Source organism: Streptomyces sp. NBC_00083 (assembly GCF_026343295.1).
Taxonomy (GTDB): domain Bacteria; phylum Actinomycetota; class Actinomycetes; order Streptomycetales; family Streptomycetaceae; genus Streptomyces.
In genome coordinates this window covers 887,013-902,423 of the sequence record NZ_JAPELY010000001.1, presented here as the reverse complement: position 1 = coordinate 902,423, position 15,411 = coordinate 887,013, and the positions used below count along the sequence as shown (strand labels likewise).

At 72.0% G+C, this 15,411-nt stretch carries 12 protein-coding genes; 5 read left to right on the top strand and 7 right to left on the bottom strand.

The genetic code is table 11. The features are described from left to right. Positions 1-6 precede the first annotated feature (6 nt). Entirely contained in the window at positions 7-1,476 is a 1,470-nt protein-coding gene (locus OOJ98_RS03865) for a M28 family metallopeptidase (RefSeq protein WP_267053191.1), read from the bottom strand. A gap of 253 nt (positions 1,477-1,729) precedes the next feature. Between OOJ98_RS03865 and OOJ98_RS03860 the strand changes: the two genes are divergently transcribed. The 3 genes from OOJ98_RS03860 (at position 1,730) to OOJ98_RS03850 (ending at position 7,298) form a co-directional block, all read left to right on the top strand. Further along, positions 1,730-2,746, top strand: a complete 1,017-nt coding sequence (locus OOJ98_RS03860; RefSeq protein WP_267053190.1) for an aspartate-semialdehyde dehydrogenase — start codon at positions 1,730-1,732, stop codon at positions 2,744-2,746. Between the two features lie 800 nt (positions 2,747-3,546). Continuing rightward, positions 3,547-6,120, top strand: coding sequence for an aminopeptidase N (pepN, locus tag OOJ98_RS03855; RefSeq protein WP_267053189.1), 2,574 nt, complete (start codon positions 3,547-3,549; stop codon positions 6,118-6,120). A gap of 83 nt (positions 6,121-6,203) precedes the next feature. Further along, positions 6,204-7,298 carry a hypothetical protein gene (locus tag OOJ98_RS03850; protein WP_267053188.1) on the top strand — a complete coding sequence of 365 codons (1,095 nt, stop codon included), beginning with the start codon at positions 6,204-6,206 and terminating at the stop codon, positions 7,296-7,298. A 345-nt stretch (positions 7,299-7,643) separates the two neighbouring features. On the opposite strand, the gene alc is transcribed toward OOJ98_RS03850, so the two are convergent. Continuing rightward, complete coding sequence (gene alc / locus OOJ98_RS03845; RefSeq protein WP_267053187.1) at positions 7,644-8,792, bottom strand: allantoicase; 1,149 nt, start codon at positions 8,790-8,792, stop codon at positions 7,644-7,646. A 178-nt stretch (positions 8,793-8,970) separates the two neighbouring features. On the opposite strand from alc, the gene OOJ98_RS03840 reads away from it, so the two are divergent. Beyond that, positions 8,971-9,969, top strand: a complete 999-nt coding sequence (locus tag OOJ98_RS03840; RefSeq protein ID WP_267053186.1) for an aldo/keto reductase — start codon at positions 8,971-8,973, stop codon at positions 9,967-9,969. 29 nt (positions 9,970-9,998) lie between these two features. Here the strand turns inward: OOJ98_RS03840 and OOJ98_RS03835 are convergent, their stop codons facing one another. The 4 genes from OOJ98_RS03835 to OOJ98_RS03820 form a co-directional block, all read right to left on the bottom strand. Beyond that, entirely contained in the window at positions 9,999-10,910 is a 912-nt protein-coding gene (locus OOJ98_RS03835) for a LysR substrate-binding domain-containing protein (protein WP_267053185.1), read from the bottom strand. A gap of 34 nt (positions 10,911-10,944) precedes the next feature. Next, positions 10,945-11,859 carry a DMT family transporter gene (locus tag OOJ98_RS03830; protein ID WP_267055501.1) on the bottom strand — a complete coding sequence of 305 codons (915 nt, stop codon included), beginning with the start codon at positions 11,857-11,859 and terminating at the stop codon, positions 10,945-10,947. A gap of 82 nt (positions 11,860-11,941) precedes the next feature. Then, positions 11,942-12,919 (bottom strand): EamA family transporter, encoded by a 978-nt coding sequence (locus OOJ98_RS03825; RefSeq protein WP_267053184.1) that lies wholly within the window; start codon positions 12,917-12,919, stop codon positions 11,942-11,944. 101 nt (positions 12,920-13,020) lie between these two features. After that, complete coding sequence (locus OOJ98_RS03820; RefSeq protein WP_267053183.1) at positions 13,021-14,301, bottom strand: MFS transporter; 1,281 nt, start codon at positions 14,299-14,301, stop codon at positions 13,021-13,023. 126 nt (positions 14,302-14,427) lie between these two features. On the opposite strand from OOJ98_RS03820, the gene OOJ98_RS03815 reads away from it, so the two are divergent. Then, a complete protein-coding gene (locus OOJ98_RS03815; RefSeq protein WP_267053182.1) occupies positions 14,428-14,964 on the top strand; it encodes a MarR family winged helix-turn-helix transcriptional regulator in 537 nt (178 codons plus the stop codon). A 171-nt stretch (positions 14,965-15,135) separates the two neighbouring features. Here OOJ98_RS03815 and OOJ98_RS03810 read toward each other — a convergent pair whose 3' ends face one another. Continuing rightward, positions 15,136-15,375, bottom strand: coding sequence for a hypothetical protein (locus OOJ98_RS03810; protein WP_267053181.1), 240 nt, complete (start codon positions 15,373-15,375; stop codon positions 15,136-15,138). Positions 15,376-15,411 lie beyond the last annotated feature (36 nt).

Here is a 15,411-nt window from a genome sequence, read left to right as displayed (position 1 = left end):
CCCGGGTCAGTCCTCGACCGAGCCCAGGTCGTAGGCGTACGTGCCGACCGCGTACGCGATGACGTCGATGTTGAGGTCGAAGTACTTCTTGTCGATGTTCTCCAACGTGTCGCCCTTGGCGTGGTAGTTGGGGTCGAAGGCCTCCCCGGCCCGGCCGCCCCACTTCTCGGCCTGCTCGGGCGTCTTGATCTCCTCGGCGCCGGTGTAGGTGCCGCCGGCGGGGATGCCGACCTCGATGAAGGGGCCGTAGTCGGAGCGGCCGTCGAAGTCGTAGCCCTCGTGCGGGACGCCGCGCCGGTCGAGGTAGGTGTTGATCAGGTGCTCGATCCCGGCCGATCCGGCCGGCCCCGGGCCCGCGCCCTTCTTGTCCGAGTCGTCGCCGTCGTAGACGAGCTGCGCGGCGTTGGGCGAGCCGATCATGTCGAAGTTCAGATACAGCTTGATCTGCTTCTTCTGCTCCTCGGTGAGGCTCTTCACATAGTGGTCCGAGCCGAGCAGCCCGAGCTCCTCCCCCGACCACCAGGCGAAGCGCACCTTGTGGGGCAGCTTCTTGGGGTGCTTCCTGGTCTGCTTGGTCTCGTCGGCCAGCTTGAGCGCGACTTCGAGCAGGCCCGCCGAGCCGGAGCCGTTGTCGTTGATGCCGGGGCCGGCGGGCACCGAGTCGAGGTGGCTGCCGAGCGCGACCACGTCGTCGGGGCTGCCGGTGCGGGTCTCGGCGATCACGTTGCGGGTCTTCTTGGCGACGGATTCGGTGGCCACGTCCAGAGTGATCTTCACCGGCCCCTCGGCGACCCGGGCGGCGAGCGCCTCGCCGTCGGCCAGCGAGATCCCGGCGGCCGGGATGTGCGCGCCGGCCGGCGCCTCGACCGTGCCGCGCACGGGGTCGGTCCCGGAGTGGTTGTAGAGGACGACACCGGCCGCGCCCGCCTGCGCGGCGACGGCCTCCTTCTCCTTGAAGGTGCAGCTGCCGCGCTTGACGAGCGCGATCTTCCCCGCGAAGGAGCCGGACGCGTAGTCGTCGAGCGAGCAGCCCGGGGTGTCGTCGACGCGGGCCGCCCGCACCTCGGCGGTGAGCCCGCCCGCGGGCGTCGCCTTGCTGAACAGGAAGGCCAGGGCGGGCAGTTGGCGCCCGCCGGGGCCGTCAAGGGTCACCTTCTCGCGCAGCGTCCTCGACTCGTAGAAGGTGAAGTCCTGGTACGAGACGTCGTACCCGGCGCGCTTCAGCTGCCCGTACACGTACGCGGCCGACGCGTCGTAGCCGGGGGTGCCGGCGGCGCGGTTGCCGCCATGGGCGTCGGCGATCTTCTGGAACGCCTCCAGGTGGCGGTAGGCGCTCTGGCCCGACGCCTCCTTGACCAGCTTCCTCGCGAGGCGCGGGTCACGGGTCCCGTGGGCGACGGCGGGGGTCGCCAGGGAAAGGATCACCGGGGCGGCCGTGAGGGCGGCTATGGCCCGGCTGCGACGGGATACGGGCACGGGAAATCCTCCGGAATGCGGTGCGGTGTCGCCGGTGATCGACCGGCCTGTCAGGACCGTAGCCAGCAAAAACGGCCCCGTGGGGCATTTCGGGGCGGATGCAACACGGATGCCATGGACTTGTCACAAGTGGGCAGGTGTCCCACACCCCGGACAATGGATTGGACAAGTCCGCCGGGCGCCGACGCATCATGGGTGCGCCGGAGTCGTTCGTAACCCACGTGAGCTGCACGTGAGCACCAAAGGAGTCACCGTGAGGGTCGGAATCGTCGGAGCCACCGGGCAGGTCGGCTCAGTCATGCGCAGGATCCTCGTCGAGCGGAAGTTCCCCCTCGACGAGCTGCGGCTCTTCGCCTCCGCGCGCTCCGCGGGCACGGTCCTGGACGGTGTGACGGTCGAGGACGCGTCCACCGCCGACTACTCGGGCCTGGACATCGTGCTGTTCTCCGCGGGCGGCGCCACCTCGCGCGCCCTCGCCGAGAAGGTTGCCTCCCAGGGCCCCGTCGTGATCGACAACTCCTCCGCCTGGCGCGGTCACCCCGAGGTGCCCCTCGTGGTCTCCGAGGTCAACCCGCACGCGGTGAAGAACCGCCCCAAGGGCATCATCGCCAACCCGAACTGCACGACCATGGCCGCGATGCCGGTGCTCCGCCCGCTGCACGCCGAGGCCGGCCTCACCGCGCTGGTCGCCACCACCTACCAGGCCGTCTCCGGCTCGGGCCTGGCGGGCGTGGCCGAGCTCTACACCCAGGCGCAGAAGGTAGCGGCCGAGGCCGACCGGCTGACCTTCGACGGCGACGCGGTGGAGTTCCCCGAGCCCGCCGTCTACAAGCGCCCCATCGCCTTCAACGTCCTGCCGCTCGCGGGCAGCATCGTGGACGACGGCTCCTTCGAGACGGACGAGGAGCAGAAGCTCCGCAACGAGTCCCGCAAGATCCTGGAGATCCCGGAGCTGAAGGTGTCCGGCACGTGTGTCCGCGTGCCGGTCTTCTCGGGGCACTCGCTCCAGGTCAATCTGCGCTTCGCGCGTCCGCTGAGCGTGGAGCGCGCGTACGAGCTCCTCAAGGACGCCCCCGGCGTCGAGCTCTCCGAGATCCCGACGCCGCTGCAGGCCGCGGGCAAGGACGCGTCGTTCGTGGGGCGCATCCGGGTCGACGAGACCGTGGAGAACGGTCTCGCGCTCTTCCTCTCCAACGACAACCTCCGCAAGGGCGCTGCGCTGAACGCCGTCCAGATCGCGGAACTGGTAGCAGCCGAACTGACCGCCTGACCTCCCCTTCAGCGCAGTCCCCCGCGCCCCTCCCGGCGCCTCGAACGCCACCCGGCACCGATCCCGCCGGGGGTGGGTGCGACGCCGGGTGCCCTACAGGGGCGCGGGGCTGTGTCTTTTGCGCGGCTCCGCCGCAGTGAGCGCGGGGGCGGCCTCGACTCCGGGTGCCCTACAGGGGCGCGGGGCATCGCCATGTGCGCGGCTCGGCCGCAGTGGGCACGACCGGTCGACGCCGGGGCCCTACAGGGGCGCAGGGCTGTGTCTTTGGCGCGGCTCCGCCGCGGTGGGCGCGACCGGTCGACTCCGGGTCACCTACAGGGGCGCGGGGAACTGCGCGGGTGACCCAGCACGGTCCGCAGTCGACGGCCGGGGGCCGGGAGGATGCCCCCACCCCGCCCCTTCCCTAAACCCTCCGGGGGTGAGAGACGGGCTGAGGTCCAAGAGCCTGGGGCTCTGCCCCAGACCCCGTTCGCGCCCGAAAGGCGCTCGTCCTCAAACGCCGGACGGGCTGAAGAGGCCGCGACCAAGCACCCTGCCAAGGGTGAGGGATGCCGGTGCCTGCCACCCTGCCAAGGGTGAGGGATGCCGATGCCAAGCACCCTGCCAAGGGCAGCCCACCCAGGGGCGCGGGGAACTGCGCGGGTGGGCCCGGACCCCGCCCCGGGCGCCGGTCGCCCCGCCAGGGCCCCGCACCCCCTTCACCCCCGGGAAATGGCCATCGCGCTGCCCGCATCCTGCATGCAAGGATGGCCGGAACGTCACGATCTGATGGAACTGAAGTATCTGAAGGAGATGACCGGGTGCCTGGCACGAATCTGACCCGTGAAGAGGCGCAGCGGCGCGCGGCCCTGCTCACCGTCGACTCGTACGAGATCGAGCTCGACCTGAGCGGCGCGCAGGAGGGCGGCACGTACCGCTCCGCCACCACCGTGCGCTTCGATGCCGCCGAGGCCGGGGCGGACACCTTCATCGACCTCGTCGCACCGACCGTGCACGAGGTCGTCCTGAACGGCACCGCCCTGGACGCGGCAGCCGTGTTCGCCGACTCGCGCATCGCCCTGACCGGGCTCGCGGCGGGCCGCAACGAACTCACGGTGGTGGCCGACTGCGCCTACACCAACACCGGCGAGGGCCTGCACCGCTTCGTGGACCCGGTGGACCAACAGGCTTATCTGTACACGCAGTTCGAGGTCCCGGACGCCCGCCGCGTCTTCGCCTCGTTCGAGCAGCCCGACCTGAAGGCGACCTTCCAGTTCACCGTGAAGGCCCCGGCCGGCTGGACGGTGATCTCCAACTCGCCGACCCCGGAGCCCAAGGACGACGTCTGGGTCTTCGAGCCGACGCCGCGCATCTCCTCGTACATCACCGCGCTGATCGTGGGCCCGTACCACGCGGTGCACTCCTCCTACGAGGGCCCGCACGGGCAGACCGTGCCGCTCGGCATCTACTGCCGTCCCTCGCTGGCCGAGTTCCTCGACGCGGACGACATCTTCGACGTCACCCGCAAGGGCTTCGACTGGTTCCAGGAGAAGTTCGACTACGCGTACCCGTTCGCCAAGTACGACCAGCTCTTCGTGCCGGAGTTCAACGCGGGCGCGATGGAGAACGCGGGCGCGGTCACCATCCGCGACCAGTACGTGTTCCGCTCCAAGGTGACGGACGCCGCGTACGAGCGCCGCGCCGAGACCATCCTGCACGAGCTGGCCCACATGTGGTTCGGCGACCTCGTCACGATGGAGTGGTGGAACGACCTGTGGCTGAACGAGTCGTTCGCCACCTACACCTCGGTCGCCTGCCAGGCCCACGGGCCGGGCTCGCGCTGGCCGGGCGCGTGGACCACGTTCGCCAACTCCGAGAAGACCTGGGCCTACCGCCAGGACCAGCTGCCGTCCACGCACCCGATCATGGCCGAGATCAATGACCTGGACGACGTCCTGGTCAACTTCGACGGGATCACCTACGCCAAGGGTGCCTCGGTCCTCAAGCAGCTCGTCGCCTACGTCGGCATGGACGAGTTCTTCCAGGGCGTGCAGGCGTACTTCAAGGCCCACGCCTTCGGCAACACGCGCCTGTCCGACCTGCTCGGCGCGCTGGAGAAGACCTCCGGCCGCGACCTGAAGACCTGGTCGAAGGCGTGGCTGGAGACGGCCGGCATCAACGTCCTGCGTCCCGAGATCGAGGTGGACGACTCCGGCGTCGTCACGTCCTTCGCCGTACGCCAGGAGGCCCCCGCGCTGCCCGCCGGCGCGAAGGGCGAGCCGACGCTGCGTCCGCACCGCATCGCGATCGGCCTGTACGACCTCGACGGCGCCGGCAAGCTGGTGCGCACCGACCGCATCGAGCTGGACATCGACGGCGCGCGCACCGCCGTGGACGCCCTGGTGGGCAAGGCCCGTCCGGCGGTCGTGCTGCTCAACGACGACGACCTGTCGTACGCGAAGGTCCGCCTCGACGAGGAGTCCCTGCGCGTCGTCACCGAGCACCTGGGCGACTTCACGGAGTCCCTGCCGCGCGCCCTGTGCTGGGCGTCGGCGTGGGACATGACGCGCGACGGCGAACTGCCCACGCGCGACTACCTGGCGCTGGTCCTCTCGGGCATCGCCAAGGAGTCCGACATCGGCGTGGTGCAGTCCCTGCACCGCCAGGTGAAGCTGGCCATCGACCTGTACGCGGCGCCCGAGTGGCGCGACACGGGTCTGACCCAGTGGACCGAGGCGACGCTGGCGCACCTGCGGACCGCGGAGCCGGGCAGCGACCACCAGCTGGCGTGGGCCCGCGCGTTCGCGGCGACGGCCCGCACCCCGCAGCAACTCGACCTGCTGCAGGCCCTGTTGACGGGCGCGGAGGTCATCGAGGGCCTGGCCGTCGACACCGAGCTGCGCTGGGCGTTCGTGGAGCGGCTCGCCGCGACCGGCGTCTTCGACGAGGCGGAGATCTCGGCGGAGCTGGAGCTCGACAAGACGGCGGCGGGCGAGCGCCACGCGGCGACGGCGAAGGCCGCGCGGCCGACGCCGGAGGCCAAGGCCGAGGCGTGGGCGGCGGTCGTGGAGGGTGACACTCTCCCGAACGCGGTCCAGGAAGCGGTCATCGCCGGCTTCGTCCAGACCGACCAGCGCGAGCTCCTCGCCCCGTTCTCGCCGAAGTTCTTCGAGGCGGTCAAGGGCGTGTGGGAGTCCCGCTCGCACGAGATCGCCCAGCAGATCGCGGTGGGCCTCTACCCGGCGCTCCTGGTCTCCCAGGAGACCCTGGACGCCACGGACACCTGGCTGACCACGGCCCAGCCGAACGCGTCCCTGCGCCGCCTGATCTCGGAATCCCGCGCAGGCATCGACCGAGCCCTCCGCGCCCGCACGGCCGACGCCCAGTCCGCGTAACACCCCGACCGGGGCAGGGACTTCGTTCCCCTGCCCCGGCCGTTTTGGCTTCCTGGATTCAAGGAATGTGTGAGCGCCGCGCCATGACCGTCCCCGTACCGAAGAAGAAGCCCGCACTCATAGCCGCGGCCTCTCTGGTCGTGCTCGCGCTGTTCGCATCCGGGTATTGCTGGTGGAACACGGACCTTCTCGGTGCGGAATCGTTCTGCGGTGGGCGGCTGGACCGTGGGGATGCGCAGGCCGCTCTGGACTCCGCGGGACGACTGTCGCAGGTGCGCGTGCAAGGAGACGCGCAGCATGCCGAGTTCGCGTGCACCCTTCAGCGCACCAGTCGCTTCATCGGCGGCGACGAGCAGCGGGTGACCCTGGGGACGGCCGACGAGCAGGGCGCGTTCCCCTTCACCACCAGTGTCTGGAAGGACCCTGGGTCCCGTTCCTACTTCACGTCCGGGGTGACGGGCGCCGTCTCGCCCGGCGGTGGGTACGTCGTTCTACCCAAGGCGTGCTGGAGCAAGGTCGGCGGCCTGCAGGGCAGTCAGGTCGTACGGGCCGGGGACGGCGGGGTGGCGGCCGTGACGGCCACCGTCGAGAAGGGCTCGGCCGACCAGCCAGGGCTCGCCCGGCTGCTGACCCGCGCCGCCCGTCAGGTCGCCGAGAAGGCCGGCTGCGCCACCCCGGCGCTCGCGGCCGCCCCCGCTCTCGCCGCTCCTTCGGCGGCACACACGACCGATGTCCGGAACGTGTGCGGTGTGCCCGGCCTTGCATTGCCGAAGAGTGTCATCCTCGTCGGCCGGGCCGAGCCCGACACGGAGCAGGTGAACCACGGCAGTCCGCGCACCTGGGCGTGCGACCTGCACATGGCGGGACCGGCCAAGGCGTCCGTCTCCTTCGCCGCGACATCGGACACGAGCATCGTCCAGGCGGCGACGAGCGGCACCGGGACCATGCGGAACCTGCCTGACCACCACGGCGTTGCCGGACCGGACCAGGCCGTCCTGCACTGTGGCGGCGGGGACACCTACTTCGCCGCCCACTGGAGCAGCACCTACGAAGGCGCTCTGCTCGACAGCGTCAGCCACTCCGCTGCCGCCTACACGCAGGCCAAGAACGCCACGTTCCAGAACTTCCTCGACGCGACGGCCGACGCGCACAGGTGCCCCCGGGTCACCCTCCCCTAGGATTCCCATGGCGGACGCCGCGACTCCCGGGTTGCGTCGATCACCGCGCGGGCGACACGTGTCAGTGCCCCCTCCACCGTCACCATCGCCGTCGAGGCCGGCAGTGAGCGGCCCTTGGGCCCCTCCCCCTTGCTCCACTGTGCGAGCCCCCCTCGCGGTACGGCGAACCAACACCGTTCCACCAGTGGCCTGCCGGCCTCGACGACGAGTGTCATACTGCCATGCCTTTTGAACGCGTTCAATCAGCGGTCGGAGACGGCGTCCCGCCCCCATGAAAGCCGCCCGACGGACGGGCGTCGATGCGCAACCGTTCCGCCGGGCGGTGGAGAGAGGGAGTGGACGGGGTCAGCCCGTCAACTCCGTGTGGCGGCGGCGCAGTTCGGCCGCGCCCTCGGCCGTGAGGGCGCCGTGCAGGCGCATCCGCGCCACCCCGCCGTCGGGGAACGCGTCCAGGCGGACGTGGGTCGCCACCGCCTGGGCCGACAGGCGGAAGCGGTGCAGCGTGTCGGGCTGCAGACGCGTACGCGGGATGATCTCGAACCACTCGCCCGTCGCGCCGTCGCGCCCGCTCAGCGCGATCCAGCCCGCCGAGTTGCCCTTCAGGTACGCCGTGTCGATCTCGACCGCCCTGATCGCCCCCTGTGCGACCAGCCGGAAGCGCACCCAGTCATTGGTGTCGCGGACGCGGCGACGCCGGTTCTCCCAGCCGTCGTCCATCTTGCGCGAGGTGCCGGGCAGGATGATCTGCGTCGGCGAGGAGTAGAACTTGTCGGACGCGTCCTCGTAGGAGCCGCCGTTGACGACCGCCACGAGGTCGATCGTGCCGAGCGTGTCGAGCCACTCCGGGTCCGGTACGACCTCGCCGTGCACGCGCAGGCGGGCGACGCCGCCGTCGGGGTGCTGGCAGAGCCGTACGTGGGTGTAGCGGCGGCCGGTCGTGATCTCGAAGCCGTTCTCGGCGTGGCCGCGGACCGGCGTCGGCGGGACGATCTCGTCCCACTTCACGTCGTCGGCGAGGAGCTGTTCGGGGCTGGGCGAGCCCTCGACCGCCGTCGCCTGGAGGGATATCCGCTGCGGGTAGTTGCCGCGGAAGTGCGCCGTGTCGACGACGACGCCCTTGATCACGCCGGGCGCGCCCAGGCGTACGAGGGCCCAGTCGTGGTCCTCGGGCGCGGGGAAGACGTGGTCGGCGTCGGCCCCGCGGCGACGGCGGGTCTCCCAGCCGTCCATGATCTTGCCCTTGTGCCCGAAGTGCTCCGGGTCGAAGACGGCCCGCTCGCGCACGAGAAGGTTCTCGCGCTCGGCGAAGAACTCGTCGTTGGCCGCGATGACTCCGGCGCCGAGCCTGCGGTCCGCGAGGTCGACGAGCTCGGTGAAGGGGAACTCCCCCGAGCGGTAGTCGGCGTACGGGTCGCCGCCGCCGTAGGGCGCGGCGTCGTTGGCGTGCGGGTCCGCTGCGGATGCGTGGTCGAGGTTCTCGGTGGCGGAAGTCATGCCCTGACTCTCGGGCACCCGACCGCTCGCGTCCATCGAAAGTTTTCGCACAGTCCTTTTAGAGTTGCTGAATGATTGGGGGGGAGGAGGAGCTGGAGGGTTGGTCCCGTGCGCGCCGGCTGCTGGCCACTTGTGGCCAACTCCCGGTCGTCGCCCCGCCCGTTGCCATACTCCCGGCATGAATGCAGAGACGATCACCGCGGCGGCAGCCGGCAGCTGGAAACTCGGCGACCTGGACGTGAACCGGATCGGCTTCGGCACGATGCGGCTCCCCCAGCGGGGCGCGGCCCTGCGCGCCGACGCCGAACCGAGGGACCGCGACGAGGCGATCGCCGTACTGCGCAAGGCGGTTGAGCTCGGCGTGAACCACCTGGACACGGCCGCGTTCTACTTCTCGCCGCTGCGCTCCGCGAACGAGCTGATCAACAGCGCGCTCGCCCCGTACGCCGACGACCTCGTCATCACCACCAAGGTCGGTCCCGCCCGGCTCCCCTCGGGAGAGTGGGGCGAGCACGCCAGGACGCCCGAGGCGCTGCGCGGGCAGGTCGAGGAGAACCTGCGCCAGCTCGGCCGCGACCACCTGGACGTGGTGAACCTGCGGATCTCCCCGGGCGCCGACTCGGTGGCCGAACGCTTCGGCGCGCTGGCCGAGCTGCGCGAGGCGGGGCTCATCCGCCATCTGGGCCTGTCCAACGTGCGCCCGGCCCACCTGGACGAGGCGCTCGCCATCGCACCCGTGGTGTGTGTGCAGAACCCGTACGGCGTCGGCGCTTCCGAGGAGCAGGAGGAGATGCTGCGGCTCTGCGGTGAGCGGGGCATCGCGTTCGTGCCGTTCTACGCGATCGCGGGCGCCGGGCGCGAGGCGGGCGCGGGCGCAGATACGGGTACGAGTGCGGGTGCGGGTACGGGTGCGGGTACGGGTACGGGCGGCGCGGCGGGCGCAGAGAGCGCAGAGAACGCGGCGGGCGACGAGGTCGCGGCGGTCGCGCGCGAGCGCGGGGTGAGCGTGGCGCAGGTCCGGCTGGCCTGGACGCTGCACCGGGGCCCGCACGTCCTGGCCATCCCCGGCACAGGCGACCCGGCCCACCTCGTCGACAACGTCGCGGCGGGCGCCCTGCGCCTCACGGACGCCGAGATGGCCCGCCTGAGCGCGACCCCGCCCGGCGCGAGCGCCTGACCGGCCGGCCCGGCCGTCCGTCCGGCCCGCTAACCGGCCGGCCTCACGTTGGCCACCTCGCGCAGCGCCGCGAGGACGCGGGCCACGGCCGGGCCCTCCTCCGCGCCCCGCCGTACCGCCGCCACGACATGACGGCGCGGCTGGTCCGCACTGAGAACCCGCATGACGACGCCGGCCCGGCGGTCGGCCGCCGCCATGCGGGGCACGAGCGCCACCCCCATGCCGGCCTCCACCATGGCCAGGATCGCGGTCCAGCCGGCCGCACTGTGCGCCTGTTCCGGTACGAACCCGGCGGCCTCGCACGCCGCCGTGGTGATCTCCGACCAGGGCCCGCTGCCGCCGAAGATCCATGCCTCGTGGGCGAGGTCGGCGAGGCGCAACCCAGGTTCGGCGGCGAGCGGGTGCCCGGCGGGCAGCGCCACGTCCAGGGGGTCGGTGAGCAGCGGGAGCAGGGCGAACTTCGGGTCGCGGGCGCTCGGCGCGTGGGCGGCCAGGGAGAGGGCGAGGTCCACCGACCCGGCCGAGAGCAGCTCGTACGCCTCGGCCGCCTCGGCCTCCCGTACGCGTACTTCGAGCGCGGGATGGCTGCGGCGCAGCTGCTGCACGGCCGGGACGACGAGGGCGGGCACGGCGGTGGAGAACGCCCCGACCCGCACCTCGCCCGCCTCCCCCTGCAAGTAGCCCGCCAACTCGGCGTCCGCGCGTTCCAGTTGGGCGAAGACGGCCTCGGCGTGACGCAGCACGAGGTGGGCGGCGTCGGTGAGGCGGACCCGGCGGCCGTGCGCTTCGAGCAGGGTCACTCCGAGCTGCTTGGCGAGGTTGGACAGCTGCTGCGAGACCGCCGAGGGCGTCATGAGCAGCACCTCGGCGGTCGCGGTCACGGTGCCCTGCTCGCGCAGGGTCCGCAGGATGTGGAGTTTCTTGATGTCCCACTCGCTCATGGGACGCAACATACCGGCGCCGCCCCGGCCGGGCTCACCTGCGGCTTCCCAGGACGACGCCGCCGAGGATGAGCGCCATGGACACCAGCTGCGCGGGGCCCGTGGACTCGCCGAGCAGGGGGTAGGAGAGCAGGGCCACGCAGACCGGCTGGAGGTAGTAGACGACGCCGGCGCGGGCGGCGCCGATCAAGGAGATCGCCTTGTTCCAGGCGAAGAAGGCGACGGCCGACGAGAGCACCCCGACGTAGAGGAGCGGGCCGACGGTGCCGGGCGTCGCGGCGAAGCCGCCCTGCACGGCGAGGCTGACGCCGTAGGCGGGGGCCAGCATGAGCGCGCCGAGCACGAACGTGGTGAACAGGAAGGCGAGGGAGCCGAGTTCGGCCGGACGGCGCCGCAGCAGCACGCTGTACGAGCCGAAGCTGAGGGCGGCCGCGACCATCCAGAGATCGCCGGGCGCGAGCTTCAGATCGAGTGAGCCCTTGCTGACCAGGAGCAGGACGCCGGCGACGGCGACCAGCAGTCCGACGGTGCGCCGCGCGCCGAGCCGGCCGCCGGTGAGGCGCTCGTGGACGGCCATCAGGACCGGCGAGGCGGCCATGATCATGCCCATGTTGCCGGCCGGGGTGGAGGTCCCGGCCTGATTGACGAGGGTGTTGTACACGGTGATGCCGAGCAGCGAGGCGACGGTCAGATAGCCCAAGTGGCTTCGGATCAGGGCGCGTTGGCGCCAGGTCTCGCGGACGGCGAACGGCGCGACGGCGGCGATGGCGATCAGCCAGCGCCAGGAGGCGTCCTGTACGGGCGGCACCGAGGCGTGCAGGGCGCGGCTCGCGACGAAGCTCCCGGACCAGACGACCGTCGCGACGGCCGCGAGCGCGAGCCCGAGCCCTGAGGCGCCGCCCACCTTCCGGGCCGCGGTGGTGCGCGGTGTGCTGCGGACGTGGTCCAGGACGGTCACGAGGGCTCCGTTTCGGGTTCGGCGGGACGTGCCGCGCCGGGGTTCGCCGGGCCTGGCGAGGCGCGGCGTGCCCTTACGGTCGCACCGCACCAACCGTTACGTCCATCGAAAGTTTCGCTGCATTACCTTCAGGAGAACTGAACGGTTCGGCGGAGGTGACCGCGTCCCCCAACCGCTTCGCGCCGGTTCCTCCGGGGCCGGTGCCGATCTGCCCGGCGACGGTGGCGCCGAAGGCGATCGCCATGCCGACGAGCTGGACGGGGCCGAGGGCCTGGCCGAGGGCGGCCCAGCCGATGACGGCGGCGGTGAGCGGGGAGAGCGGGCCGAGGAAGGTGACGGAGGTCGCGGTCATGCGGCCGATGCCGCGGAACCAGAGCCAGTACGCGACGGCCGTGTTCACCAGGGCGAGGTAGAGGTATCCGGCGAGGTTGCGCCCGTCGAGCGCGGGCGGGGCGCCCTCGACGAGGAAGGCGACGGGCGCGATGAGCAGCCCGCCCGCGGTGAGCTGCCAGCCGGTCAGGGCCAGCGGTCCCACTCCCTCGGGCCGCCCCCACCGCTTGGTGAACACCGTGCCCGCGGACATCGAGGCGGAGGAGCCGAGCGCGGCGATCACCCCGATCGCGTCGAACGCCCCGGTCGCCTTCAGGACGACGAGGCTGACCCCGAGGGCCGCGGCGATGCCGGTGAGCAGGGTCCGCCGGGTGGGCCGCTCGCCCAGGAACAGGGCGGCGAGCCCGGCCACCCAGAGCGGCCCGACGGACCCGATCACGGCGGCCATGCCGCCGGGGAGACGGTAGGCGGAGAGGAAGAGCAGGGGGAAGAACGCGCCGATGTTGAGCGCGCCGAGCACCGCGGACTTCCACCACCAGGCGCCGCGCGGCAGCCGTCCGGTGAGCGCCAGGAGAGCGAGCCCGGCGGGCAGGGCGCGCATCATGCCGGTGAACAACGGGCGGTCGGCGGGGAGGAATTGAGTGGTGACGACGTAGGTGGAGCCCCAGGAGACGGGGGCGAGGGCGGTGAGCGCGACGGTGGTGAGGCGGTTGTGGTTCATGGGGTCGGTTCCTCTCGGGGTCCGCGGAGAGCGTGGGGCGGGGTGGGTGCGGGGGCGGCGAAGGTCACCCGATGGCCATGCGCACCGCGAGGCAGCAACGGTTACGCGAGGGCCACGCGGACCGCGCCGCCCGGCAGCCCCCGCTCCAGCCGGACCACGACCCCCGCCGCCACCAGCGAGGTGAGCACCAGGACCGCCCACGGCATCCGCCCGTCCACGGCCATCAGCGCGGTGAACAGCGACGGTGCGACCGCTGCCGCCAGCGACCAGGACAGCTGGTACGCCGCCAGGTACCGCCCGCGCAGGGCCTCCGGCGCGGCGGCCACCGACAGGGCGCCGGCCGCGGGGCTGTGGACGAGTTCGCCCAGCGTGTACAGCACGACGATGATCAGCAGCGCCCCGCCGAGGACGATCCCCGAGCCCGGCCGGAACGTACCGAGCACGATCTGCGCGGCGAACGCTGCGGCGAACAGGAGCGAGCCGAGCGCGGCGGAACGGGTGCGCCGGGCTCCCCGGGACCGGATCCGGGCGCCGACCACGACCCCGCCCGCCGCGCACATCACGGTGTTGAGCGTGAACGCGGTGCCGGTGAGGGCCTGGGGTCCGCGCAGCCAGGTCGTGATGTACAGCGGGAAGAGCACCGAGAGGGCCGAGTAGCCCAGCGCGTTGAGGAAGTTGACGGCGGTGAGCCCGAGGAACGGCCGGTCGGCGAAGACCTGCCGGTAGCCCGCGGGCCGGCGGGCCGCGGCGCCCCTGACGTCGGACGCCTCCGCCCCGGGCGCGACGGCGGCCCGGCGCTGCGGCCGTACGCCGCTCATCAGGAACGCGGCGAGGGCGAAGCTGCCCGCGTTGAGCCAGGCCGCGGCGGTGAATCCGGCGTTCCCGCCGAACCCGACGACGAGCGAGGCGAGCAGGGAGCCGGCGCCGAGCCCGCCGTTGCGCAGGGCGCGGGAGGAGGCCTGGAGGCGGTCGCGGTCCGCGCCCTGGGCGACCTCGCCCAGCAGGGACTGCTGTACGGCGGGGAAGGCTCGGTCCCCGAAGGCGGTGGCGAGCGCGACGGCCGCGAAGGCCGGCAGGGAGTGGGCGAAGGGGTAGAGGAGGAAGCCCGTGCCGCGCACCCCGTACAGGAGGAGCTGGACGCGCCGGGCGCCGTACCGGTCGACGGCCGACCCGGCGAGCGGCAGCGCGCCGAGCCCGAGCAGTCCGACGACGGTGAGCACGAGGCCGACGGTGGCGAACGGGAGCCCGGTGACGTGGTGGAAGAAGACCAGGCTGAACGGCACGTACATCCCGGAGCCGGTCGCGTCGACCGCCATGGCGACGAGCATCCGGCGTTCCCCGGCTATGCGGGGGGTGCGGGTACGACTGCGGAACGTACGCATGGGGACTCCGTCTCCGGCGGAACAAGTGGCTTAGCTGAAAGTAGCTTACTCGTAAGCTACTTTCCGTCAAGCAACTTTCTTGCGTACGACTGATCGTGCTCGGATACTGGTCCCATGACTGGTCCCATGACTGCAACCACGAGCCCCGCCTCCCCGTCCGCCGAAGCGGCATCCGCCCTTCCGGACGCGGTGGACGCGATCACCACACAGTGGGCCGAGGTCCGGCCGGACCTGGAAACGGTGCCGATGGCGGTGTACGGGCGGATCTACCGGATCGCGCGGGCGATGGGCGACCGGATGGACAAGGAGTACGCGCGCTTCGGCATCGGGCGGGGCGAGTTCGACGTCATCGCGACCCTGCGGCGCTCGGGCGAGCCGTACACGCTCTCGCCGCGCCAGCTCTCGGGGACGCTGATGCTCACGACGGGCGGGATGACGGGGCGCCTCGACAAGCTGGAGAAGGCGGGCCTGCTGGTGCGCAGCCCCGACCCGACGGACCGGCGCGGCCTGCGGGTGACGCTCACGGAGCGGGGCCTGAAACTGGTGGACGAGTCGGTGACGGCGGGGCTCGCGGCGCAGCGGGAGGTGCTGGGCTCCGCCCTGGACGAGGACGAGGCGGCCCAACTCTCGTCGCTGCTGAGGAAGTTGCTGGCGGCGCACTGAGGCCGCCGCACCCGGCGCCACCCCGGGGCCGGCTCCGGGCTCAGCACCTGCGTGCGGCTGCGCCGACGGGCGGGGGAAGCGGGTGGGGAAAGCCCGAAGCCCGCCCGGCATCCCCGCCCTCATAGGGAGCGGGAACGGGCGGGCGGGTGGGAGAGGTGAAGCGGTTGGCGGTTACGCCTTGTTCGGGGCCTTGCGGGACTTGTCCAGGACCATCACCAGGCCGGCGATGATCGCGAACAGCGCGATGGGCGCGAGCACGAACAGACCGATCGTGTCCATCACGCTCAGGCCGGAACCCGGGTCGTCACCGTCGTCGCGCGTGAGCGCAAGCGCGGGGGACGACATGAGCAGCATCATCAGCGTCGTACCGGCTGCTACGGCGCCGGCGCGCAGGGCGTTCTTCTTGTCCACGGTGCAAACGTAGCGAACGCCCGGGAGCACCGCGCG

Bases quoted from the DNA above. Each gene is read 5' to 3' on its own strand.
- OOJ98_RS03850 (WP_267053188.1), top strand. From the start codon at position 6,204: ATGACCGTCCCCGTACCGAAGAAGAAGCCCGCACTCATAGCCGCGGCC.
- alc (WP_267053187.1), bottom strand. From the start codon at position 8,792: ATGACTTCCGCCACCGAGAACCTCGACCACGCATCCGCAGCGGACCCG.
- OOJ98_RS03840 (WP_267053186.1), top strand. From the start codon at position 8,971: ATGAATGCAGAGACGATCACCGCGGCGGCAGCCGGCAGCTGGAAACTC.
- OOJ98_RS03835 (WP_267053185.1), bottom strand. From the start codon at position 10,910: ATGAGCGAGTGGGACATCAAGAAACTCCACATCCTGCGGACCCTGCGC.
- OOJ98_RS03825 (WP_267053184.1), bottom strand. From the start codon at position 12,919: ATGAACCACAACCGCCTCACCACCGTCGCGCTCACCGCCCTCGCCCCC.
- OOJ98_RS03820 (WP_267053183.1), bottom strand. From the start codon at position 14,301: ATGCGTACGTTCCGCAGTCGTACCCGCACCCCCCGCATAGCCGGGGAA.
- OOJ98_RS03815 (WP_267053182.1), top strand. From the start codon at position 14,428: ATGACTGCAACCACGAGCCCCGCCTCCCCGTCCGCCGAAGCGGCATCC.